Origin of the sequence: Anaerotignum propionicum (assembly GCF_024461735.1) — a bacterium.
In the GTDB taxonomy this organism is placed as follows: Bacteria; Bacillota; Clostridia; order Lachnospirales; family Anaerotignaceae; genus Chakrabartyella.
In genome coordinates this window covers 1-24811 of the sequence record NZ_JANGAD010000010.1, presented here as the reverse complement: position 1 = coordinate 24811, position 24811 = coordinate 1, and the positions used below count along the sequence as shown (strand labels likewise).

Below are 24811 nucleotides of genomic sequence, written 5' to 3'. Positions count from 1 at the left end.
TAATACCTCCATTTTCTTTTTTTAGCCACCACTTCTTTTATTTGCTTTCTTTGCAATGCTATCTCCAAAAAGCTGAATGCCCTGCACAATGATGACCAAAATCAGCACACAAAGGAGCATGACATCCGTTTCATATCTTTGATAACCATACCGAACTGCCAAGTCGCCTATGCCACCACCTCCAACGGTTCCTGCCATTGCAGAATACCCAATAAGAGATATTGTTGTTACCGTAATGCCATTAATCAAACCCACTCGAGCTTCCGGAAGAAGAATACCAAAAATGATTTTTATAGGATGAGCACCGCAGGCACTGGCGGCCTCCAAAACACCATTATCCACCTCCGCAAAAGCGGCTTGTGACAGCCTTGCATAAAAGGCAATTGCGGTAACCGTTAACGGTACTACCACTGCTTTAGGGCCGATGTTTGTACCTACAATCATCTTTGTGATGGGCATTAATGTAACCAACAAAATAATAAAAGGAATAGATCGAAGAATATTAACAATGATTCCGCAAATTTCGTTAATTACTTTATTTCGAAAGAATAATTTCGAGGTAGTTACATATAGAAGCAGTCCAATCACTCCACCGAGAAGTATGGATACAATCAAAGAATTTCCCACCATAAACAAGCTTTCCTTTAGTGCCGTAGAAAGGGCACCTTGTAGATTAAAATTCATTTGCACCCACCTCCACTCTTAGGGTTTTGCTCCTGATATATTCGATGGCATTTTCCACATCCTTTTCAGCACCCTGAACGCTTACAATTAAAGTGCCCACAGGAACATGACTGATATAATCGATTTTTCCATGCAAAATGCTGATATCCACATTGTTGGTTTTAATTGCATTTGAAAGGATTGGCTCTGTTGCCTCATTGCCCAAATATGTAATCTTGATAATATTTTTCTCACCAAACTGAGTAATGATTTCAGAAGGCAGTTCATAATTTTCCGAGTTAGAAATTAGTTTTTTAGTAAACTCATTTTGCGGTTTTGAAATAATGTCAATGACCTTTCCACTTTCTACCACACTGCCATCCTTCATCACTGCCATTTCATTGCAAATCATTTTGACCACATCAATTTCATGGGTAATCATGATAATGGTAATGCCATATTTCTGATTGATACTTTCTAAAAGCTTTAAAATGGAAACTGTGGTTTCAGGATCAAGAGCGCTGGTGGCCTCATCGCAAAGCAATATATTTGCATTGTTTGCTAATGCACGGGCAATCCCCACACGCTGTTTTTGACCGCCGCTAAGCTTTGCTGGGTATTCTTCACTTTTATCCCTAAGCCCTACCATCTCCAACAGTTCATCAACGCGCTCTTTTATTTCCTCCTTTGGTACATTTGCCGCCCTTAGGGGGAACTCTATATTTTTACGAACAGTTTTGTTGGATGCCAAATTAAAATGCTGAAAAATAATACCAATATTCTGACGATAACGCCTGAGGGATTCCCCTCGGAGATGATTAATCACTTCTCCATTTACAATCACCTCTCCCGAGGTAGGTTGTTCTAGCAAATTGATTGTGCGAAGCAATGTGCTTTTTCCCGCACCGCTTGCTCCCACCAAACCATATATTTTCCCTTTCCGAATATGAAGGGTAACATCCTTTACTGCATGCAATTCTCCGTTTTTTTGCGGAAAGCTTACACTCACATTTTTAAATTGAATCATAGCCATCCCCCAATCTTTTTCAATTTTGGTTCTCATTAATAAACATTTTTCATTCCAAAATACTCAGCTATACTTAAGAAACTTGGCGACGTGTCCGTTAATCTTCCTTGAACAATCCTCAAGCAAAAGTCATAAATCCTATGCAGCTATTAAAACAAACTAAAATCATTTGCATTCGCCAAATCATTTTTGAAAAAACAAAGATGTGATATATGGAATACCCTTAACAAATGGGCATTGATAAATAATTTCTAAGATTGTTTTTGAAATCACTCATAATTTTTATTTTTTCCTCAATCGTGGGTGTCGACTAAATCGACACCCAACATATCTCAGTTTCCAATCCATTTTTACCAACCTACAGGTTTTTGGAAGGTATAGAAAATTCCATTGGGATCCTCAATGATAGATTTAAAAGTGTCATTGGTAGCCGCATCTTTGATATCGGCAACAAATTGAGAGCTAATATCCTCTGTTCTCACAGCAATCACATTGACATAGCCTTCTGCTAACGTTTCGTTGAATAGTGCAGCAGAAAAATCAAGGCCTGCGCTGATGGCAAAGTTTCCGTTGATAACAGCAAGGTCTGCGCTATCAAGGGTACGGGGGAGCTGAGCCGCTTCCGTAGGCACAATTTTTAAGTTATAAGGATTTTTGTCAATATCCTCAGGGATTGCCTTTGCTTTGTCAGTATCTGCCTTTAATGTTATCAAGCCTGCCGCCTCCAAAACACGAAGGCCACGAGCCTGATTTGTTTCATCATTGGGTATGGTTACCGTTGCACCGTCAGCCACCTCTTTTAAGCTCTTGGTGGTATTTGACCAAATACCCATGCCCGCTGTAGGAACTTCCGTTACAGGGCTTAAATCCAGCTTATGCTCTGTGGAAAAGTTTTTCAGATAGATGGAATGCTGAAACAAATTCACATCAATTTCTTTGTTTGCTAAGGCATTGTTTGGCTGAACATAATCACTGAACTCTATGTACTGGAATTTATAACCCTTTTCCTCCAATTGAGGGGCAATTGCTGTTTTCCACATATCTCCGTAAGGGCCAGGGCAAAAACCCACTTTAAGTGTTGTAGGAGCGCCATTGTCAGCTCTAGCGGGTGCATCCTCTTTTTGCTTTGCACAACCGCTGATAGATAAAACCAACAAAATGGATAAGAATACTGAAATAATTTTTTTTGTCATAAATGAACATCCTTTCTAAGTATAAATTCCTAATTTTTGAAATAAAAAAGAAGCCTCTATTTTTCGGCTTCCAAGAATTCATTGCGAGGGATATTTTCACAAACTGCGTACAAATCTACGCTTTTTGCATACAACATCGGCTGACACAACAATCCTTGGTCCGCAACATTCGCATACACATATGCATTTTTTCCAATCTTGTAAAATTTGTTTTCATGATTACCTCTCCCCTCAATGTTTTTTAATACAATACCATGGGCATACCCATTTGTCTAATATCCTATAGGTATAATAGGTTATAGGCTGAACCTATATGGAGCCAATTATAAAATACTTGATCTAAATTTAGTGTACTCTTCTCTTTGTGTTTCGTTCAGACTTCATACTGCTTTAATTCATTCTGGATAATCTGTAAATAAAGCTTACCCATTTCACTGAGAAGCATATTTTTTTTCACAATATAACCGATTTCCATAACACTATTGGGATTGTCAGAATCTGCCTCAAAAGGAACTGCAACAAAATCCGCTCCGTTCAATTCATCGCTAATAATACCGGAACACAAGGTGTATCCATTGAGTCCAATCATCAAATTTAACATGGTGGCACGGTCATTTGCCTTAATGGTTCGGGCATATTCATTGGTACTAAGCAGCTCCTCCGCAAAGAAAAAGGAGCTATTATCCCCCTGTTCAAAAGAAAGACATGGGTAATTATCAAGCTGAGAAAGCTGTATAGATTTGCTGTTTGCCAAGGGGTGTCCCCTCCATAAATAAACAAAGGCACTACATTCAATTAGCTTATGAAATTCTAAATTATGAGCCTTCAACAGCTTTAACATAATTTTACGGTTAAAATCGCACAGATAAAGAATACCAATTTCACTTTTTAAGGTATCCACATCCTCAATGACTTCCATGGTTCTTGTTTCACGAATGGCAAATTCGTATTCTGCCGTATTAAAGCATTTCACCATCTCAATAAAGGCTTGCACGACAAAGGAATAATGCTGGGTTGAGATTCCGAATTTCTTTTTTAAATTTCCTGTTTTCCCGTACTTCTCCAATAGGGTTTCATACTGATTATAGACCTGCCGTGCATACAAAAGAAACTCCACGCCATCATTGGTCAGCGATACACCTCTCCCGCTACGATGAAATATTACGATTCCCAATTCCTTTTCCAATTCTTTTAGGGCATTTGTCAATGAGGGCTGGGCTATATATAATAGCTCCGCCGCTTTGTTCAGCGAACCAGTTTCCGATATGGTTATGGCATAATGCAGTTGTTGCAGTGTCATAAAATTCCTCCTTTTCATATGAAGATTAGATTTTTTATATTCTAATGCCTATCTTTTCTTTTTTCAATAAATATTTGAACCTTGATTACCTATTTTCTTTCCGAAGAATAAAAAATGCAGAGGAAAAACCTATTCAAATGTTACCCCTCTGCATGTATTATAATTACAAATAAAGATTTTTGCTGAAATAACGGTCTCCTCTGTCAGGCAAAATAACGACAATATTGCCCTGTACTCCCGTTGCAATCAATTTTAACGCGGCGCTAAGGGCGGCACCTGAGGAGGAACCTGCAAAAATCCCTTCCTTCACCGCTAAAAGCCTTGCTCCCGTGAAAGCCTCTTCATCGTCTATCTTAATTACCTGATTCACTAATGTCATATCCATGGTTTCCGCAATAAAGTCATTTCCAATGCCTTCTATATCATAATCCCCATGTTCACCACCACCCATGGTTGAACCCACAGGGTCAGCAAGAACGCCGATTACCTCCTCATCCATTTCTTTCAAATACCGAAGGGCACCTGTATACGTTCCACCGCTTCCTGCACCTGCAACAAGATAATTCACCTCTCCATTTAAATCTCGATAGATTTCAGGTCCTGTGGTTTTATAGTGAGCCAGGGGGTTGCTTTGGTTTTTAAATTGTTCTAAGGAAATGGCATTGGGAATGGAGGCACGAATTTCCTCAGCCTTTTTCGCCGCACCCAGCATTCCTTCTTCCCTTGGTGTACTGACGATTTCTGCCCCAAGGGCACGCATAAGGGTCTGCTTCTCAGCAGAAAACTTGGTGGGCACAACAAATATCACTTTATAGCCACTGTTTAATGCCGCAAAAGCAATTCCCAAACCTGTATTCCCCGCCGTTGCCTCAACAATAGTACCCCCTTCTTTTAAAATACCTCGTTCCTGGGCATCTGCCAACATATATTTCCCGGTTCTATCCTTCACACTGCCTGAGGGGTTATACAGCTCCAGTTTGGCAAAAAGCTGTACCCCTTGGGGTAACTCCAAATGATTCAGCTTCACAAGGGGGGTGTTCCCAATTAAATCTTGCATAGATTCATAATAAGCCATAATTATTCCTCACTTTCTGCAATTGCCTGTTCTAAATCAAAGAGAAGGTCTTCAATCCCTTCTATACCGATAGATAATCGGATTAAGGCATCACTGATACCGATTTCTCTTCTTTTTTCCTCAGGAATGGAGGCATGGGTCATGGTAGCAGGGTGGCACACAAGGCTTTCCACACCTCCAAGGCTTTCTGCAAGGGCAATCAGTCTTAAAGAAGAGAAAAATTTATTGATATTATATTTTTCCTTTAGTTCAAAGGAAATCATTGCTCCGCCGTTTTTCGCTTGCTTTTGATTGATTTCATACCCTTGGGCATCTCCAAGGCCAGGGTAAAATACCTTCTTTACCGCCTCATGCTCTTGCAAATATTTTGCTACGTTTGATGCGTTTTCCACATGACGATCCATACGAACACCCAGTGTCTTTATTCCTCGAACCAGCAAAAAGGAATCAAATGGTGCCAGAACACCCCCTGTGGCATTTTGTATAAACCCAAGGCGTTCCGCCAGCTCTTCTGTTTTTACAACAACCAGCCCTGCAATAAGGTCACTATGTCCACCCAGATATTTTGTAGCGCTATGTACAACAATGTCCGCTCCAAGCTCTAGGGGTCTTTGAAGATAAGGTGTCATAAACGTATTATCCACAATGGTTAATATCCCTTTTTCTTTGGCAATCGTCGCAATTCCTGCAATGTCCGTCACCGTTAAAAGGGGATTTGCAGGGCTTTCCACAAGTATCGCCTTTACATTTTCAGTCAGTCTTTCTTTCAAGCTATTTAAATCGATGGTATCTTCAAAGGCATACGATATGCCAAAATTACGAAATATTTTATCTAAAACACGAAAAGTTCCTCCATACACATTTTTTGAAATAATGATACGGTCACCTGTCTGAAACAAACTTAAAACCGCTGTAATTGCCGCCATACCCGAAGAAAAGGCAAAACCCCCTTTTCCCCCTTCAAGCTCAGCAATCAACGTTTCCACTGCGTGTCGAGTGGGATTGCCTGTGCGGGCATATTCCCAACCTTTATGCTGGCCTAATCCCTCCTGCTCAAAGGTGGATGTTTGATAGATGGGGACGTTCACTGCCCCTGTAAATTTATCACCGTAAACGCCACCATGGATAAGGGCTGATTCAAATTTTTCATAATACGCCATATTTGTAGCCTCCTTAATTTTCAAAATGATTTATAACTCCTTTGTTTACCTTATTGTGAAGTAACCAATAAGATCATTCTGTTCTATACACCATTTTCTCCTTTGACCAGCTCTCTAAGACAGAAAGTATTTCTCTCGCATCGTCTTTCGCAGATTGCAAATCATGTTCTTTATAATTTCCACATTCATAAGGCTGACTTCCCGGTATCTCTCCCTGGAAATTTACAATAAACCGAAATGCATCTTTCACCAAAGCAAGAGCATCTTCATGGCCAACCTTATCTCGAAGAAGAAGATAGAATCCTGTTCGGCATCCCATGGGGCCTACATAAATCACATTTTCCGAAAATTCACCATTTCTGGCAAAGGTGGCAAATAAATGCTCAAAGGTGTGAATGGCTCCATTAGCCAAATAATCACCGCCATTTGGTTTTTTCATACGGATGTCGTAGGTAACAATATCACCATCAATTCTAGAAATGTACATTCCTTCTTGCAAAATATCATGATTCACCTCAAAGCTTGCGATTCTTTTCATCCTTATTCCTCCTTATTGGCTAATATCAGATGGATATTTTCAAATGCTTTCTGTCCATCCGTTCTGTTGGCAAAATAAACAGCTTGAATCCGCTCAGGGTTTAAGTGGGTTTCCACAGAAAACTGATGTCGACCTAAAGCCTCTTTCACATCCTCAAAATAAAGCCCTTGCTTCATTTGCTCCCCCAAGCTTTCCGTCGCTTGTGTCAAACGATAAACCCGCTCCACAGGATTTTCTCCAAAAGTGGTTTCATCAGGATAATCAAACACAATTTTATTTCCCGGGATTGATAAAGTGGAAATTTTTTGAATGGTCTCCTCAAACACAGGCAAGGTCAAATAATAGGTCACACCTAAAATTGCAAAATAAGTAGGTATTAATGGGTCAAACCCTGCATTTTTTAATATATCTACTAAATCATGCTTTGAAAAATCAATAGGTACATACTGCACATTCTGGGGGATAATCCATTCAAGCTTCTGAATTTTTTCCATTTTATAACGCTGGGTATCGGGATGATCCAATTCAAAAATGCGAATATCCGTATTTGGATTACGAAAAGCAAAGGTATCCATACCCGCCCCGCAAATAACATATTGGCATTTACCATGTTTTTTCGCAAAATTCATCAGTTCAGTTTCTGCATAGGCAATACGTGAAAGCAAAATCGGCGTCAAGTAATGGTCAATCAGGGGATAGGTCAGTTTTCCTGAAAAATCTTTCTGTTGCAAGGGTTGGGAAATGCCAAATGTATTTTGCAAAATCATACCCACCTCTTCGTATTCTTCCTTCCCCATCATGTCATAAGCAAGATAGTCATCATATATTTTTTGTCTGGCATGGTTTGAATGATATGCACGTGCAAAGGAGCACATTTTGGCAGTCATACTTTCTCTCATATCTATCATAAGAATCACCTCAATATTTAATAAAAACTCCTCTTGCCTTTTACCACATAAAATGCTGATTAAAAAGACAAGAGGAGTTTACCAATGTTTTTATAGAAACTAGAAATATTATTGTTGAATCATAATATCACTGTTTTAAACTAAAGGTAAATTTCCCTTCTGCTTACAACAGCATGCATTACAATAAGACGCTTCCAGCACAGAAAGAGTAGCTATATCGTAAGACTTTTTTACTGTTGTTTCATTCAAATTTCCATCTACATTTCTATTCCATTTCATCTTACTCGCTCCTCTCTTTTGGCTTCATATTATTCGGAAAACATAGGCGTTGTAAGATAACGCTCTCCAGTATCCGGTAAAATCACTACAATCGTTTTATCTTTGTTTTCAGGTCTTTTTGCTATTTCTGCTGCAGCGAATGCAGCTGCTCCAGAGGAAATACCAACAAGCAATCCTTCTTTTTGTGCCAAGAGTCTTCCCGTCTCAAAGGCATCCTCATTTTCCACGGCAAACACTTCATCATAAATCTCCGTGTTTAAAATTTCAGGAACAAAGCCTGCTCCAATCCCTTGGATCTTATGAGGTCCTGCAATTCCTTTTGACAGAACAGGCGAACCAACAGGCTCAACGGCAATCACCTTTATATTGGGGTTTTGAGCTTTTAAATATGCCCCAGCCCCTGAAATTGTTCCGCCGGTGCCTACACCTGCAACAATAATATCAACCTTACCATCGGTATCCGTCCAAATTTCTGGGCCAGTGGTTTTAAAGTGTACCACAGGATTTGCCTCATTGGTGAACTGGCTGGGAATAAAACTATTTGGATTCTCCTCTGCCAGCTCATCTGCCCGCTCAATCGCACCTTTCATGCCTTTGGCACCCTCGGTTAATACAAGCTGAGCACCATAAGCCTTCAATAAATTGCGTCGTTCTATGCTCATGGTTTCCGGCATGGTCAAAATAATCTTGTATCCTTTCGCCGCAGCTACAGCCGCGAGGCCAATGCCCGTATTACCACTGGTTGGTTCAATAATAATGGTATCAGGCTGAAGCAGTCCTTTTTCCTCAGCATCCTCCAACATCGCCTTTGCAATTCTATCCTTTACGCTACCGGCAGGATTAAAATATTCCAGCTTTGCAAAGATTGTAGCACTCAGCTCCTTTTGGGCTTGATAGCTATTTAGTTTTAAGAGGGGGGTTCCTCCGATTAGATCCGTAATTTTGTCAAATGTTCTCATATCAGCTTCTTCTCCTTCAATTCAATACCAATGCCTACACAAATTTGAATCTCATCAGCGACAACATCGTTTCAATACTCTAATACTCATAAATCTCCCTCTTCCTTAGGTAATTTTATTATTCCTATTTACCTATCATATTTATAGGTTTTATTTTAACATAGCCATTTTTTGCTGTCAACAGAATTTTAGAAAATAATTACTAATTTCGTTCCTAAAAAAATACAAAGTTCACGATACAATATAATAAAATCATACAAATGCTAACACTCAAAACCATTTTTTCTCACGGGATTCATATTTCAATTTCATCCTTCTACAACAAAAGAAGTATAAAAAAGCGGAGGCCAAAAACGACCTCCGCATCTGTTGTTTATGAAATTTATTGAACCTGACCGCCTTCAACTACCAGACTATCTTCAAATTCCAGCCCATAGGTATCTACCAAAGTGGCTTCATAATTTGCATGGAAGAACTTCTCATTGCCCAAGCTCTTAATTTCTTCGTTAATCCAATTCAAAAGTGTCTCATTTCCTTTGGACACAGCAGGTGCAATGGTATCCTGACTGCCCAAAGAGGGAATCCCAACAGTATAGCCCTTGTTTTGCAAAGCGAAAGCAATAACTTCTGTATTATCATTTGCCCATGCAACGCCATTCCCATTTTCCATAGCGTTTTTCGCTGTGGCATAAGAATCATACTTCTGCAAAGGAATATTGGGGTAATTCTCAATCAAAAATGGCTCAGCCGTTGTGCCTGAAATAACAATCATTTCATCCTTAGGATTCCAATTATCCAAGCTTTCGATTACCTTGCTTTCAGGAGAAACAACGCCAAGGGCAACATTCATGTAAGGCAGTGCAAAGTCAACCTTCTCTGCACGTTCTTTTGTAACAGTAAAGTTGGCAAGGATAACGTCAACCTTTCCTGTCTCTAAATATTCAATGCGGTTTGCTGCCTCTGTAGACACAAAATTAATTTTCACACCCAAATCTTCACCAATACGGTTGGCAAAATAAACATCATATCCCTGATAATCACCATTTTCATCTATATATCCAAAAGGATTTTTGTCTGAAAAAACACCAATGTTGATTGTACCACTTTCTTTGATTTCATCTAGTGTACGGTAAACAACAGCCTTTTCCCCGCCTGCATTCGTTCCTTCCCCAGCTTCCTTAGAATCCGCCTTTTTTCCGCATGCGGTAACTGCAAAAGCCAATGTCATCGCCAGTGCCAATGGTACCATTTTTTTAAAATTCTTCATAAATCTTCCCCTTTTCTACTTTAATTTAATTGTATATGTCCAACTCTCCTTATGCATTCTGTTTCACAGGTTCTTCTGCTTGTGGAGATTTGACTGCATGAAATTCAAACATATTTAAAAATTGTTTTGCTCTCTCTGTTTTTGGCTTTTCAAAAAACAATTCCGGCTGAGTATCCTCCAGAACCTTTCCGCTATCCAGAAAGATAATTCGGTCTGCCACTGCCCGCGCAAATTGCATCTCATGGGTCACAATCATCATGGTTCTTCCTTGTGACGCCAAATTCAACATAACATCCAAAACTTCCCTCACCATTTCCGGATCAAGGGCGGCAGTCACTTCATCAAAAAGAAGAATTTCGGGATGCATACAGAGTGCTCTCACAATGGCAACCCGCTGTTTTTGTCCCCCTGAAAGCTGTCTTGGATAGCTGTTTTCCTTACCTATAAGGCCAACACGCCCCAAAAGAGCCAGCGCTTCTTCTCGAACCTCTTCTTTTTTGCGATTTTGCACCTTAGTAGGTGCCAACAAAATATTCTCCAATACCGTTAAATGGGGAAACAGTTCATAGCTTTGAAAAACCATCCCTATTTTCTGACGAAGTGCCACTAGGCTTTTACTCTTCTGATCAATCTTTTCACCATCTAAGCTGATTTGCCCTCCTTGAATCGGTTCCAATGCATTAATGCATCGAAGAAGGGTGCTTTTCCCGCATCCGCTAGGACCAACAATGACGATAACCTCACCCTGATGCACTGTCAGATTAATGTCATCCAAAACGGTGTTTTCACCAAATTTTTTTGTTACCTGTTCCAGTGTTAATATTGGTTCTGCCAAAAAATCACCTCCACTTCATTTCCAAATGTTTTGCCAGCATACTAATGGGCCAGCAAGCAATAAAATACAGAATAAAAACTGCTAAATAAATGCCGAATGCCCCGTTGGGACTGGACATACGGTTTGCCTCGATCATCTGCTGGGCAACTTTAAGCACCTCTACCACACCAATCATCAAAATTAAGCTGGTGGTTTTAATCATTCTTGTAATGAGATTAATGGATAATGGAATCAATCGCCTAACGGCCTGTGGAATAATAATATACAAATATGTTTGCACCTTGCTAAGCCCCAAAGCTTCACTGCTTTCATACTGATGCTTGGGAATGGAAATCAATGCTCCTCGAACCAAGTCACTCATCTCCGCCGTCCCCCAAAGGGTGAAAACAAGTATTGCCGCTGTCTCACCTGATAAATCCCAACCAAAAGCTTTTGTTGTGCCAAAATAAACTAGAAATAAAAGCACCAGCTGGGGCATAATTCGAATAAATTCCAAATAAAGCCTCAAAACTATTTTTGTGATTGGATTCTTCCATGTCATCAGTGCACCCAACAAAATTCCGATAGGAATGCTGATTGCAACTGAAATTAAGCTGATCTTTAACGCTACCCATAATCCCCCCAGAAGGCGAATCATATTACTTCCTTTTAGTAAAATTTCAAGACCCAAATCCGGCATAGCGCAGCCTCCTTTCCAGCAAGCTGCCCAAAATCGAAATCGGCAATAATATAATGAGATAAAAAATCACCAGTAAAAACAAGCTTTCCGTTGTTTTGTAATAAAGTCCAATGAGGTCTTTTGCTGTAAACATTAAATCCATCAAGCTGATTGCACTAAAAACACTGGTTTCTTTCATCAAAAAAATGATGTTTGCCATAAAAGCGGGAACGCTTACAGAGATTGCCTGAGGTAGTACCACATATCTCATTATCTGATATTGATTCATTCCAAGACTCAGCGCACTTTCTGTCTGAATGATTTCCACCGCTTCCAAACCACTTCGAAACGCTTCTGCCATATAACTACCGCCCAAAAACGCCAACCCAATAATACCGCAGGTTGTGGCATTTGTTTGAATACCAATTTTGGGTAATCCATAATAAAGAAAAAATAGCTGCACCAGCAGGGGTGTGTTTCGACTCAACTCTATGTAAACTCCAACTACTCTTTTGAAAAATGGTATTTTGTAATATTGAATTACGGCACATATAAATCCCAACAGAATGGCAAAGAAAATTCCAATCAGTCCAATTTTTAGCGTGAGCCACGCCGCCTTCTGATACAGCGGTAGATATTCCCATATAAATTCCCAGTTCAGGATGACCGCCCCTTTCTTCTTATTCAATCTTAAGATTATTTCTATCTAAGAAAAACCTAAGTACCAATGCTAATTTAAAAATTCTTTTACTATGACAGGCGTAAAAAAACCGGGGCATCCATAGCTCCCGGGCAAATGGCGTTTCAATCCTAACTGTCATAGGATGCTCATAGGTGCAAACAATTTTGTCTAGGCACCTAGCCATAATATCATGCCCGCTGGAAAATCCTGTAACAGCAACAAAAGATATTCATGTTAGAATTATTTTTGTAAGTAATCATTGTTTCCACCTCTTAAAATATTTTATAAAATCCATAGTGGTATCTTACTCGCATTAACCTATTTTGTCAATAGGTTAATTGGTATTTATTTTAGACCTACCTTAAATTCATGATAAAGAATTGTCAAGTTAACTTCTTAGTTCATAAAAAATCGTTGGTAATGCCTAATTACAATACGAAAATAAAAAATTCCCCAACAAATAATATACTCATTGAGGAATCTTGATCTTTATATTTATTATCTATTTATAGCATATTCGTAAGTGTCCACTACCTCCAATACAGCATCATAAACCAGCAATCGAGCTTCATTTTTCAATTCACCACGTACAACCTTTTCATATTGATTGGGCATATATTGATGCATTAAGTTTAGTGGTATAGCAATCTCATCAAAGTTATGGAACAGCTCATCTATTGCCTTTTGCACTTTATCATTGGATAAATAATATCTACAACGGTCAGAATAGCTGTATTTTCTTGCCAAAGCTATCTCTTCATCCGTTCCGTGATAATGATGAATCCAATTTTCCGGCTCGGCCAGCATAATCTCTTCCAGCACTTCTATAAAACAAGCATGTTTTTCTATCGGAATTAATTCTTTTTCCATAAAACTGAGAGAAAACAATGCTTCTCTTAATCTGAATGTCAAAGCAGGGCCTACTTTTAATATTGCAATCCCATCTTCAACCATTTCTCTTAATTTTTCTTTCGTCTGATAGTCTGTAGAGTGTCCCTCAAAAACCAAAGAAGGATAAGCCTTTAAACTGTTACACAAATCCTTTGCTTCTTCCCGTTGATATGGAAAAACCTGAGAATCGCCAAACTCCACACCAGGCTGAACTACCACAGCCACAATGTTAGCCCATGTATCTAATAGACCATACCCATCAAATACCCTTCGATACGTCTCTACCGTATCAATAAAATCCGTAACCCTTGTTACAGATATTCCTTCTTCTGCCTCCGTTGCCCCCCCTGGTATGGGAACCTCACTGCCTATGATAAAAACAGGCTCTACATCGCTATCAATTTGTCCAAGAGTCTCCATACAAACCTGATACAACGCAGCACCACGTTTGGCAACAATTTCTGTGCTAAGGGGTTGATCCTTTGCATCACTTCCCAGCTTCATACTGGTATCCAAATGGATTTTTGTAAAACCAGCCTCCACATACTCTCTAACCAATACCCTTGCCTTTTCCATGGCTTCTTCCTCGGGAAGATTACGAAAAGTAAGGGGACCCAAATGGTCCCCTCCTAGATAGATTAGATTTCTGCTACAACCCATTTGGTCTGCAATATGAAACACAAAGTCAGCAAAATTTTGAGGGGTCATTCCTGTATATCCACCGTACTGATTTACTTGATTGGCTGTTGCTTCTATCAAAACAGGCTGTTGTGTTTCCTTGGCATGAAACAGCAACGCTTCAATTACCAGTGCATTGGCAGTGCAGTAAGATGCAATTCCTTGGGTACTGCCCTCTCCTTTTATCTTTTGCTTCAGTATATTTTCCATGGCACACCAAACCTTTATTATTTAATCTCGAATTCATCAAACACCTTTCTTTGAAAGGCTTGTTCAACATCCATATATTGATATTTTCCGTCTGCGTAAACCACATACACATTTTGAATACCTTTTATCACCGCATCGACTGCATATTTTGCAAAGCCAGCGGCTCTCAATCGGTCTGTAGCAGTGGGTACGCCTCCACGTTGCTGAAATCCAACAAGATTACATTTTACGTTTAACCCCAATGTGCTTTTCACATAATTTGCGGCATCCACCATTCTGGTGATTGTATTCTGGCTATCTCCCTCGGCAAACATAACCACGATATAATCCTTATCCCCGCTCTCTCGTATTTTTACGATTTCCCGGGCAATTTCTTCATTGGTCATGGGTTTTTCCACCAGAACACTAAAGTCTGCCATTCCCATCAATACAGAGCTGTGAGTCAAGTAGCCGTCCCACGCACCCAAGGTCTCTACAAAAAAGACTCTTCCCGGCAAAGCCATTCCGGTGTCGCTGATGCCATCCAGATAATCCACCTGTTTATTCAATGCCGTGTCATATCCTAACGTATATTCACTGCCATAAATGTTATTATCAATGGTACAAGGTACCCCAACTATATTCATTTTTGGGTTTAAGCTGCTTAAGGCTCTGGCTCCCTTAAAGCTTCCGTCCCCGCCTAAAACAATCAGTGCATCAATATTGTTTTTGGTTAGCTGAGAAATTAAAAGCTCTTGATTTTCCTGTTCTTTCAGCTCAGGAAATCTTCCGGTGCGAAGCTCTGTACCACCTTTTTTATGCCAATCCTGTACATCGCAGGGGCGAAGCACCGTATAATCATTATCACGGATACCTAAAAATCCACGTTTGTATCCGTAAACCACATGCCCCTGTTGTGTTGCATATTTTACTATTTGAGCAAGACACGGATTCATTCCCGATGAATCCCCGCCGCTGGTAATCACAGCAATATTCATTGGTATTCCCTCTTTATCAGGCTTTATTTGCACTGCCGAACACGTCAATTTTTCCCTTTACAACCTCTGCGCAAGCATCCTTCACAGGTCCCATATACTTTCTAGGGTCAACCTCTTTTTCAGGAAGGTCATTACACATTTTTCTGATTGTATCCGTGAAAGTCTTTTTGAATTCTGTTCCAACGTTGATTTTGCTAATGCCTGATACAACACATTTTTTGAAATCTTCTACAGGGATGCCGGTACCACCGTGGAGAACCAAGGGGCAATCTGTAATTTTTGCAATCTCAGCCAATCGCTCAAAATCCAGCTTAGGCTCGCTTTTGTAGAAACCATGAACAGAACCAAATGCAATTGCCAAAGCGTCAATGCCTGTTTCTTCAACGAAACGAGGAACATCGGAGGGCTGGGTAAAGGTTGCTTTTTCATCGGAAACTACGATGTTTTCTTCTTTACCGCCAACTTTGCCCAATTCAGCTTCAACGGAGCAATGATAATCCTTAGCAAACTCTACAATTTCTTTTGATTTTTGAATGTTAATTTCATAATCCTCTGCGGAAGCATCAATCATAACAGAGGAAAAACCTGCCTTGATTGCTTCTTTGATATAATCCATATCTGTTGCATGGTCTAAATGCAGGCAAACGGGAATATCTACAGAAGCCGCCATACCTTTAACCATCCCAACTGTTTGATGCAGACCAATATATTTGCAAGCACCCATTGATGCCATTAAAATCACCGGTGAATTTTTTTCTGCCGCGCCATTAATAATTCCCTGTGCATCTTCATAACCATTGAAATTGAAACTGCCAACTGCATAGCCTTCTTTTCTTGTATTCTCTAAAATTTCTTTTAAAGTCACTAAACCTCTCATTTTCACATCTCCCATAATAAACACTCCTATCTCATTGTTTTTTATCTGTGTATTCTTTAATCAAGCAATATGCTCCGTAAAGCACAACTCTGTCGTTCATCACAGAATATCTGACTGAGCTATCACTGATTGGTTGAATACAGCGTTCTTCTAAGGTTTCCATCAAAGCTTTATGGAAAAATCTCTTTGCCTTTGTAACACCACCACCTAAAACGATGGTATCGGGGTTAAAGAAGTTAAATTGATTTGCAATTCCTATTCCTAAATAATAACCCTCTTTGCGATAAACTTCAAGGGCATATGCATCTCCAAGCTCTGCCGCTTCATTTAACACCTTTCCATTTAAGTTTTCCACCTTAAATTCTGCCAATTCAAAAGCCTTACTTTGGATACCCTTTTCCATATCCTCCTTCAAGCGATGATTAATAGCAGTACCCGAGGCGTATAACTCAAAACAACCCACGCTGCCACAAGGACATTTTAAACCTTCCGGCATAATAGACATATGCCCGACTTCTCCTGCACCACTGGAACTGCCGCGATACACTTCACCATTCACAACGATACCACCGCCACATCCAGTGCTTACAGTCATATAGATTACGTTTTTCAATCCCATTGCGACACCCATTCGCACCTCGGCAAGTGCACCCAGATTGCCGTCATTGTCTAACATAACCTTCGTTCCAAAATCTGTTTCCAAACGTTCTACAATAGGGAAATTGTGCCATCCCATCAATGGAGCATGAATAATAACGCCCTTTTCCGCATCCAAAGGTCCCGGACTTCCCACGCCTATCCCTATAATTTCTTCTTTCTTTAGAGAAAAATGATTTATAATATGCAACAATACATCTTTGGTATTTTGATAAACCGCCTCTTCCCCTAAGAAAGTTTTTGAGGGCGCCACATGTACATAATCATCTACGATTTTACCATCTTCCGTAAACAATGCTCCTGATGTTTTTGTTCCACCTATGTCTAAAATCAAATAATATCTCATCATACACCTTTTTCCAAGCCTTATGCCTTTTTCTTTTGTGACATATCAAAAATAACAGCCAATAAGATAATACTACCAATTACTACCTTCTGCCAATAGGACGAGATAGATAATAAATTCATACCATTGTTGATAACCGCGATGATAGCAACACCAAACATTGCACGGGCAACAGAACCGCTACCGCCGGCAAGACTTGTACCTCCCAGAACCGTTGAAGCGATGGCATACATTTCGTAGCCTTCACATGCACCGGGTTGTCCATTTTGCAGCTTAGAAGCAACCAATACACCACCCAAAGCCGCCATAATGGAACACAATATATGAGATTTTAAAATAACTCTGTTTGTATTAATACCGCTTAGGTGTGCCACCTGCAAATTAGAACCGGTTGCATATACATGTCTGCCAAACACTGTTTTGGAAAGCAAAATATGCATCAGTGCCACAACGATAATAGTAAATAATGTAATAATTGGAATGATACCATTGGGATGAGAATCCGTCACCAGCAATCGACCTGCACCCAACCAAGAAAATTGGGTAGGCAAACCAAAGACAGCCGTTCCGCCTGTAACAATATAGGTTACGCCTCTGGCAATCGTCATCGTAGCCAATGTGGTAATCATAGGCACTACTTTAAATTTTGTAATCATGATGCCATTGAAGAAGCCGCAGATGCCACCGATAATCAAAGAAGATACAATCAAAATTATGATGGACATGAATACAGACATATTCGGGAACATCAAACCAACCATTGCGGAAAATACCCCCGCAAGCGCCGCTACGGAACCAACAGAAATATCGATTCCCCCAAGGATAATTACATAAGTAAGACCGGTTGCCAAAAGGGCATTAATAGCCATCTGTGAGGTTAGGTTCATAACATTTTTTGTTGTGAAAAAAGTGTCTGTCGTTACGCCAAACCCAATGCACAAACCGATCAAAAACACAATAACCATGTTTTTCTTTAGCCATGCTTTTAATTTTTCCATATCATTATACCTCTCAATAACTATTCTTAAGTATTTTTACTATTTAAACTTGCAAGTTCAATTACATTTTGCTCGGTAGCATCTTTATAATGCAATTCACCTGCGATTTCGCCTTCTCTCATAACAATAATTCTATCACTGTTGCCTAAAACTTCCGGCAATTCCGAAGACACCATAATGATGCATCCACCATTGGCTACAAAGGCATTCATCAGTGCATAAAACTCTGACTTTGCATTCACATCAATGCCTCTCGTTGGCTCGTCCAATATTAAAATTTTTGAATTGGCCAACAACCACTTTGCCAAAATAACCTTTTGTTGATTTCCTCCTGAAAGATTGGCAATCACCGTATTAATTCCAGGTGTTCTAACCTTCAGTTTATCCACGTAATCTTCGCTTACTTCTTTTTCCCACTTTAAATCTAAAAAGCCAAACTTTTTACTATTTTTCGTAAGACTTGGCAAAACAATATTGTTTTTTATCATTGCATTTAGCATTAAACCTGTGCGCCGTCTATCCTCGGTAACAAGTCCAATATGTGCATTAATTGCTTCAATGGGATTTTTAAAAACCACTTCCTTACCGGAAACGAAAATTTTTCCGGAGGAATATTCTCTTGCCCCAAAGATTGCCTCCATTACTTCTGTTCTGCCTGCTCCCACTAGTCCAGCAAAACCAATAATTTCTCCAGCACATGCCCTAAAACTAACATTTTTGAATTCACCTTTTTTTCCTGTAAGTCCCTCTACTCTAAGTAATTCTTCTTTTGCAGTATGCTCTTGTCTGTTGTAATAATCTTGAATTTCTCGCCCAACCATGCTGGCAACCAATTCTTTTTCCGTTACATCAGCAATGTTAAACGTGTCTACCTTGCACCCATCTCTTAAAACAGTAACCCTCTCTCCCATCTCAAACATTTCTTTCAACCGATGGGTGATATAAATTATGGCTACATTCTGTTCCTTTAGTATTTTTATCTGCTCAAACAACGCATTAATTTCATGCCCGGATAAGGAAGAAGTAGGTTCATCCATAATCACAACTTTTGCCTTCTTTGTCATTACCTTGGCGATTTCCACCATTTGCTGTTGAGCCGCTGTTAGTTCTCTGGCAATTTGAGTCGCTTGAATATCTACCTTCATAAAGTCCAAAATTTCTTGGGCTTCCTTATTCATTCGTTTTCTATCTAAAAGCATTTTAAAGCCTTGTCTTTGTTCTGCACCTAAGAAGATATTTTCCGCTACTGTTAAATCGTTTGCAATACTTAACTCCTGATGGATTACAGAAATGCCTGCATCCAATGCTTGACGAGGGTTATGAAAGTTTACCTTTTGTCCATTAAAAATAACTTCTCCTTCTGTAGCATCATAAACACCGGAAATGATTTTAATCAATGTGGATTTTCCCGCACCATTCTCTCCCAAAAGACAATGCATTTCTCCTGAATAAAAATCAATAGACACGTCTGTAAGGGCCTTGACACCTAGAAATCTTTTTGAAATATTTTTCACTTGCAAACACGGATTCATCGTATCAACCTTCCTTACTAAGAATTTGCTTATAATAAAACTTTAAGATGAGTTGAAACAACTCATCTTAAAGCCATCCATTCAATTAAATCTATTATTTTGCTGCGTTTTCTGCTGTAATGATATAAGGAGCGATCATAATTTTAGCTTCTGTAACGGAGCCATTGTTCAAATAATCAACCATATTCTTGGAAATCTGCTTTCCAATTTCGATAGGATTCTGAGAAATTTCAGATACCCAATATTTTCCATTTTCAGCATCCAAAATAGCTGCTTTAGCTTCAGGGTTACCATCGAAACCGATAATCTTTGTATCTGCACCAGCAGCTTTGATTGCTGCCAAAGCGCCTGTTGCAGCAGGATCACCAACTGCGAAAACAACTGCGATGTCATTCTTGTTTGCAGACAAAGCATCAGACATTAACTGTTCAGCCTTTGCAGCGTCGCCTTCGTAGTTACCGATGTCAATAATGTTTAATTTTTTATCAGAAGCCTTTACAACTTCTTCCCAGCCTGTACGACGATCGATACAAGATTGAGGTTCATCAAAGTTAATGATACCAACTGTTTTGCCAGCTTCTGCAAGTCTTACTGTTTCTTGACCGCCAAGTCTACCACCTTCAACGTTGTCAGTACCAACAAAGCATTTTACAACATCAGTAACATCACTGGTGCAGTCAAATGTAAATACAGGAATGCCTTCTTTGTCAGCAGCCTCCATTGCAGGTGTTGTGCCGCCGGGATCGTTGCAAGAAAGGGCAATTGCATCTACACCCTGTGCCACTAAATTGTTAATATGGTCAGATGTTACGTTACTGTCCAATTCACCATCAAGTACAATTGCTTTAAAGCCCAAATCTTTAGATGCAGTCATAATGCCTTCTTCAATCAAATTGTAGAAAACGTGTTCTCTAGAACCAACAATGAAGCCCAATGTTAATTCCTTTTTCGCAGTATCTCCTTCTGCAGGTTTTTCTGCGGCAGGCTTGGAACCGCAAGCAGTCAATCCAAGTACCAATGTTGCACTAAGTAATACACTTAAAAATTTCTTCATAAACCTCTCTCCTTTTTGTATTGAATATTTGCCCTGATTTTATGCAAAATTTCCCTTTGTAATTATGCACCTTGGACATACGAAAATAATAGCAATTTATGAAAAGGAAGTCAATGATTTTACAGCACATTGACCAATTTTGTATACTCCTACAATTTCCTGTTTTGGTTTTAAGTAATTTAGCACAATAACTTGATTTTGTGAAATTTTTTTCATCTTGTGCTAGATTTTTTTTGTTTTTAAAAAACTATAGGGATTTTAGATTAATTTTGATGAAAAAACCGAAAATTTTTTCAGATATAAGATTGCTTTTATTTTTCAAGTCTCAGAAGCTATTCTTCCCCGATCCAAAAAAAATATTAAAAATTATCTTATTGACCTGCAAATTTTTATATATTATACTAAATCTAAACAATGCACAGAGGTTGAATTTTTTATTTATATCTATTCATTTTTATGCATATTTATTTTGTTTTTGGAGGTATGTATATGTACGATATTATTACAATTGGTGAAATTCTGGCGGAAATACTTGCAGAAAAAAAGAATCAGAATTTTTTTGAACTGGGTGGCACTCTTTTAGGCCCCTTCCCCAGTGGAGCACCAGCCATTGCAATTGACCAGGCAGCAAAAATGGGTGCGAAAACGACGATTGTGGCAAAAGTGGGAAAAGATGACTTTGGTTTACTCAATAAAAATAGACTGGAATCCTCCGGAGTTGACATCTCCAACATCATTGAAACATCAGATAATACTACGGGCAATGCTTTTGTAACATATGCATCGGATGGCAGCAGAAGATTTATCTTCCATTTTAAACACGCTGCTTGTGGCGAACTTGGTCCAGATGATATTGATGATTCATTGATTAAGAATTCTAAAATACTGCATATTATGGGCTGTTCAGTAACAGGAAGTCCATCTATGAGTGCAGCTATCATGAAAGCCATTCGCACTGCAAAAAAAAATAATGTAAAAATTAGCTTTGATCCTAATATTCGTCCTGAACTTTTAACTGGAGAAACCTCAAATTTTTTCAACGAAATTCTAGAATCTTGTGATTTCCTATTAACGGGAAAAAGCGAGCTTGTAAAATTATTTGGAGCATATGAAAAAAACCTATTGGAATTATTAAAGAAAAAGGATAGAATTATAGTAATAAAAGATGGTTCCAGAGGTACAGATGTGTACACTAGAAGTGAAGCTTTCCAAGTAGGCACATTCCCCACAATTGAAGTGGATCCTACTGGTGCAGGCGACTGCTTTGACGGAACTTTTTTAGCCTTGTATTGTAACGGTATTGATATTAAAACGGCAACAAAATATGGAAATGCCGCAGGCGCTTTGGCCGTTTCTAAAAAAGGCCCTATGGAAGGTAATTGCAGAAAAGAAGAAATAGACCATTTGATTTCCGAAAATCCCGCGATAGAGGCAATAGATATAGAAAACCCTTTCACAAAATTATTATAAGCAGATATATAGGAGATTAGAAAATGCATTTAGTGGACTCAGCATATGAAAATATTAAACTCAATATGGACAGTCTTTCTTCCACAGAAAAAAAAGTTGCTGCTTTTTTATTGGATAATATTGATAGAATACAGTCCCTAAATGTGGTAGGAATTGCAAAGGAAAGCTGTACCAGCGAAGCCACAGTGGTTCGTATGAGTAAAAAATTAGGCTATAAAGGTTTTTATCAGCTTAAAGTTATGCTCATTCATAGCTTAGATCAAGAGCAACAGCATTCCAGCAATGGACCCCTCAGTAATTTAAATGAATTTTTTCAGGCTACAGCCCAAAATATGCTGCATATTGGAAATGTGCTAGATCAGAAAACCTTTTGGAGCTGTGTGGACCTAATTGCTTCTGCAAATACAGTTCATGTCATTGCCTCAGGCAATACCATTCCCTCCATTCTGGAATTTTCATTTCGTTTGGGACGTATAGGGATTGCCACCACCACCTCTATTTCTGATGAGCTGGAGCTTGCAAATATTAATTTAGCGCGATATGGCGATATTGTCATTGGCGTTTCCCATAGCGGCGGATCAAAAAATGTGGTACGTGCCTTTGAATTGGCTCGAAAAAAAGGGGTTGCCACCGTTGCTGTTACTGATATCACAACAAGTCCTCTAAAAAAACATGCAGATTATGCTTTGGCTAGTACCATTGAATCCTCCTCAACATCAGTATTTGGTGCGGAATCACATATCTACACCAGTGTTATATTAGATGCCCTTGTGTTTTTTGCGGCAAATAAAAAGCGTACTCCTCAAGGGGTTAAAATGTTTTTAGCTGAAACACAGGTACCCTAACCCATAATAAAAAGGAGCCAAAATGGATTATACAAACGATATAATGGAAGAGCTAACCTCACAGTATAATAAATTCAAATTTCATCGTACTATCCTCATTCTTTGTGGGCTTTATTTTGGATATACTTATGTTGTAGACTTTACCACAGGTTCTAATATCTATCGAATCTTAATGGGCGGCATCCTTATTGCAATTGCCTCTCTCGCTCTCTATTCGCATAAAAAAATGAGAGAACTACAAAGGCGAATACAAAAGGAAAATAAAGATATTTAATAGAATAAAACAGGCTGAGTGGATATATTCAGCCTGTTTTTTATCGTCTTAATTCCCACCAGCTTATTATGCCAGAACGCAAGCTGTTGTACTATGTGAGTGAGGTTACTTCCTTAAGTATGTCTTTTCTTTTATCATGCCTGAAATACTAATCGTGCAATCTCATCTTCCAATGAAGCCTTTTCCACTTCATCTTTTTTATGAATTTTTTCCAATTGTGCTAAAACCAATGAAACCTGATTCGCTACTTGAGAAACACTTTTTTGACTATCATGAATGCGAGAAAGTACACTCCAATCTGCAATCAATCCGTCAAAAAAATAATCAGCAAAACGCAAGAAACCATCAATATTTACTTGACCCATATCTGGATATATTTTAACGTCCGCTAGTTCCGTACGAAAAGAGCTAAGCAATACTTGTAAATGTTCTGCGGTGTTTTGGGCCTTGTCTAGGTCAGAATGTTTAGCCATGGCAGAAATCATTCCACCACCCATTAAATCCCAGGTCCCCCAACCTTCCGCACTACTAAGGCTATCTTCAATACTTTTAATTTCTAATATACAGGCATTACCTACTGCAATAGCTTCGTCTACCTCTCCAATTTGATTTGTTACTTCACCAAGCTGACGTTCCAATTTACATAGCTTCTCTGCATATTCTGGATTGTTATGCAATAAAATTTGGATCTCACTAAATACCTGTTGGAATCTATCTTCACAGTCATTCAACTCTTGTTGTTCTTTTATGAGTATCTCCTTGCGACTGGAGCAATGTTCTTTCTGACGAAGAGCTGCATCATATTTTAGTTTTGCTGCAAAAGCTTCCTGCAACTCTTTTTCTAACTGCTGTTCTTTCTTTCCTAACATAGAATAAAAAATCGATGTAACTGATGTATTTTTCAGCCGTTCTACATCATTGTTCTCCTTGGCAAGAATGGAACGTAGTTCATATTCCTTTTCTATAAGTTCAATCTCTTCATTTTTTAAGCTGAGCAACGTGGACTCAATTTTATTTTTCCGCTCTATTTTACCCGAAAGTTCTTTTAATTCTTTTCTCATATTCTCAAGCACTGCGCACCTCCAAATGTATATCATGAAATATCTATTTAATGATATATTTTTAGATTATTCTATACTTTTTATTTATATCATAATCAATTCATTATACTTTAATTTGATTGTAAGTACAACTTTCAAAATATAAAATTAATAACGTATGCTAATTGAAAAAACCGATAATTGCCTTATGGCAATACTAATTTTCCAAATCTATTGCTCGAAATACAATTTGTTTTTTTGGCATTTATAAATAGAGATTTGCTCTTCATGTTAAATTATTTACAACCTTTTTATTAGATTTTGAACTGTTTTTGTCTCCATAATAATTCGTATTTTCAACATAAAAAAAGAACTGCCACAGCAGTTCTTTCAAAATTGAAATCTGGCAACCATCTAC

General features: G+C 38.8%; 25 protein-coding genes. 3 read left to right on the top strand and 22 right to left on the bottom strand.

Annotated elements, in window-relative coordinates; all coding sequences use genetic code 11:
* Nucleotides 1-21: 21 nt before the first annotated feature.
* The 21 genes from NE558_RS12605 to NE558_RS12505 all read right to left on the bottom strand — a co-directional run bounded on the left by NE558_RS12605 (nucleotide 22) and on the right by NE558_RS12505 (nucleotide 20764).
* A complete protein-coding gene (locus NE558_RS12605) occupies nucleotides 22-684 on the bottom strand; it encodes a methionine ABC transporter permease (RefSeq protein WP_256150472.1) in 663 nt (220 codons plus the stop codon).
* Entirely contained in the window at nucleotides 674-1690 is a 1017-nt protein-coding gene (locus NE558_RS12600) for a methionine ABC transporter ATP-binding protein (RefSeq protein ID WP_256150470.1), read from the bottom strand. The genes NE558_RS12605 and NE558_RS12600 overlap by 11 nt, the downstream gene beginning before the upstream one ends.
* A 350-nt stretch (nucleotides 1691-2040) precedes the next feature.
* Entirely contained in the window at nucleotides 2041-2883 is an 843-nt protein-coding gene (locus NE558_RS12595) for a MetQ/NlpA family ABC transporter substrate-binding protein (RefSeq protein ID WP_256150469.1), read from the bottom strand.
* Nucleotides 2884-3256: 373 nt separating this feature from the next.
* Nucleotides 3257-4183, bottom strand: coding sequence for a LysR family transcriptional regulator (locus NE558_RS12590; protein ID WP_256150467.1), 927 nt, complete (start codon nucleotides 4181-4183; stop codon nucleotides 3257-3259).
* Nucleotides 4184-4346: 163 nt separating this feature from the next.
* Complete coding sequence (locus NE558_RS12585; RefSeq protein ID WP_256150466.1) at nucleotides 4347-5258, bottom strand: PLP-dependent cysteine synthase family protein; 912 nt, start codon at nucleotides 5256-5258, stop codon at nucleotides 4347-4349.
* 2 nt (nucleotides 5259-5260) lie between these two features.
* Nucleotides 5261-6418 (bottom strand): trans-sulfuration enzyme family protein, encoded by a 1158-nt coding sequence (locus tag NE558_RS12580; RefSeq protein WP_256150465.1) that lies wholly within the window; start codon nucleotides 6416-6418, stop codon nucleotides 5261-5263.
* A 73-nt stretch (nucleotides 6419-6491) separates the two neighbouring features.
* Nucleotides 6492-6956: an S-ribosylhomocysteine lyase gene (locus NE558_RS12575; protein ID WP_256150464.1), complete on the bottom strand. Its 465-nt coding sequence runs from the start codon at nucleotides 6954-6956 to the stop codon at nucleotides 6492-6494.
* Nucleotides 6957-6958: 2 nt separating this feature from the next.
* On the bottom strand, nucleotides 6959-7864 hold the full coding sequence (locus tag NE558_RS12570; RefSeq protein WP_256150463.1) for a class I SAM-dependent methyltransferase: 906 nt from the start codon (nucleotides 7862-7864) through the stop codon (nucleotides 6959-6961).
* A 135-nt stretch (nucleotides 7865-7999) separates the two neighbouring features.
* On the bottom strand, nucleotides 8000-8143 hold the full coding sequence (locus NE558_RS12565) for a hypothetical protein (protein WP_256150462.1): 144 nt from the start codon (nucleotides 8141-8143) through the stop codon (nucleotides 8000-8002).
* A gap of 29 nt (nucleotides 8144-8172) precedes the next feature.
* Nucleotides 8173-9102, bottom strand: coding sequence for a cysteine synthase A (cysK, locus tag NE558_RS12560; RefSeq protein WP_256150461.1), 930 nt, complete (start codon nucleotides 9100-9102; stop codon nucleotides 8173-8175).
* 382 nt (nucleotides 9103-9484) lie between these two features.
* Nucleotides 9485-10369, bottom strand: coding sequence for a transporter substrate-binding domain-containing protein (locus tag NE558_RS12555; RefSeq protein WP_256150460.1), 885 nt, complete (start codon nucleotides 10367-10369; stop codon nucleotides 9485-9487).
* A gap of 49 nt (nucleotides 10370-10418) precedes the next feature.
* Nucleotides 10419-11204: an amino acid ABC transporter ATP-binding protein gene (locus NE558_RS12550; protein WP_305145067.1), complete on the bottom strand. Its 786-nt coding sequence runs from the start codon at nucleotides 11202-11204 to the stop codon at nucleotides 10419-10421.
* A gap of 4 nt (nucleotides 11205-11208) precedes the next feature.
* Nucleotides 11209-11883 (bottom strand): amino acid ABC transporter permease, encoded by a 675-nt coding sequence (locus NE558_RS12545; RefSeq protein WP_256150459.1) that lies wholly within the window; start codon nucleotides 11881-11883, stop codon nucleotides 11209-11211.
* Nucleotides 11864-12523 (bottom strand): amino acid ABC transporter permease, encoded by a 660-nt coding sequence (locus NE558_RS12540; RefSeq protein WP_256150522.1) that lies wholly within the window; start codon nucleotides 12521-12523, stop codon nucleotides 11864-11866. The genes NE558_RS12545 and NE558_RS12540 overlap by 20 nt, the downstream gene beginning before the upstream one ends.
* A gap of 519 nt (nucleotides 12524-13042) precedes the next feature.
* Nucleotides 13043-14323 (bottom strand): class II D-tagatose-bisphosphate aldolase, non-catalytic subunit, encoded by a 1281-nt coding sequence (locus NE558_RS12535; RefSeq protein ID WP_256150458.1) that lies wholly within the window; start codon nucleotides 14321-14323, stop codon nucleotides 13043-13045.
* A 17-nt stretch (nucleotides 14324-14340) separates the two neighbouring features.
* Nucleotides 14341-15300, bottom strand: coding sequence for a 6-phosphofructokinase (locus NE558_RS12530; protein WP_256150457.1), 960 nt, complete (start codon nucleotides 15298-15300; stop codon nucleotides 14341-14343).
* A gap of 16 nt (nucleotides 15301-15316) precedes the next feature.
* Nucleotides 15317-16192 carry a class II fructose-bisphosphate aldolase gene (locus NE558_RS12525; RefSeq protein WP_256150456.1) on the bottom strand — a complete coding sequence of 292 codons (876 nt, stop codon included), beginning with the start codon at nucleotides 16190-16192 and terminating at the stop codon, nucleotides 15317-15319.
* Nucleotides 16193-16208: 16 nt separating this feature from the next.
* Nucleotides 16209-17183: an ROK family protein gene (locus NE558_RS12520; protein ID WP_256150455.1), complete on the bottom strand. Its 975-nt coding sequence runs from the start codon at nucleotides 17181-17183 to the stop codon at nucleotides 16209-16211.
* Nucleotides 17184-17200: 17 nt separating this feature from the next.
* On the bottom strand, nucleotides 17201-18178 hold the full coding sequence (locus NE558_RS12515) for an ABC transporter permease (protein ID WP_256150454.1): 978 nt from the start codon (nucleotides 18176-18178) through the stop codon (nucleotides 17201-17203).
* Nucleotides 18179-18204: 26 nt separating this feature from the next.
* On the bottom strand, nucleotides 18205-19710 hold the full coding sequence (locus NE558_RS12510) for a sugar ABC transporter ATP-binding protein (RefSeq protein WP_256150453.1): 1506 nt from the start codon (nucleotides 19708-19710) through the stop codon (nucleotides 18205-18207).
* Nucleotides 19711-19804: 94 nt separating this feature from the next.
* Complete coding sequence (locus tag NE558_RS12505; RefSeq protein WP_256150452.1) at nucleotides 19805-20764, bottom strand: substrate-binding domain-containing protein; 960 nt, start codon at nucleotides 20762-20764, stop codon at nucleotides 19805-19807.
* 489 nt (nucleotides 20765-21253) lie between these two features.
* Between NE558_RS12505 and NE558_RS12500 the strand changes: the two genes are divergently transcribed.
* From NE558_RS12500 to NE558_RS12490, 3 genes are read left to right on the top strand one after another with little or no spacing between them, the layout of a single operon-like run.
* Nucleotides 21254-22234 (top strand): sugar kinase, encoded by a 981-nt coding sequence (locus NE558_RS12500; RefSeq protein ID WP_256150451.1) that lies wholly within the window; start codon nucleotides 21254-21256, stop codon nucleotides 22232-22234.
* A gap of 23 nt (nucleotides 22235-22257) precedes the next feature.
* Entirely contained in the window at nucleotides 22258-23079 is an 822-nt protein-coding gene (locus tag NE558_RS12495; RefSeq protein WP_256150449.1) for a MurR/RpiR family transcriptional regulator, read from the top strand.
* A gap of 22 nt (nucleotides 23080-23101) precedes the next feature.
* The gene (locus NE558_RS12490) at nucleotides 23102-23353 is read left to right on the top strand and encodes a hypothetical protein (protein ID WP_256150448.1); all 252 of its coding nucleotides are present in this window, start codon (nucleotides 23102-23104) and stop codon (nucleotides 23351-23353) included.
* Nucleotides 23354-23487: 134 nt separating this feature from the next.
* Here the strand turns inward: NE558_RS12490 and NE558_RS12485 are convergent, their stop codons facing one another.
* A complete protein-coding gene (locus tag NE558_RS12485; protein ID WP_256150447.1) occupies nucleotides 23488-24426 on the bottom strand; it encodes a hypothetical protein in 939 nt (312 codons plus the stop codon).
* Nucleotides 24427-24811: the final 385 nt, after the last annotated feature.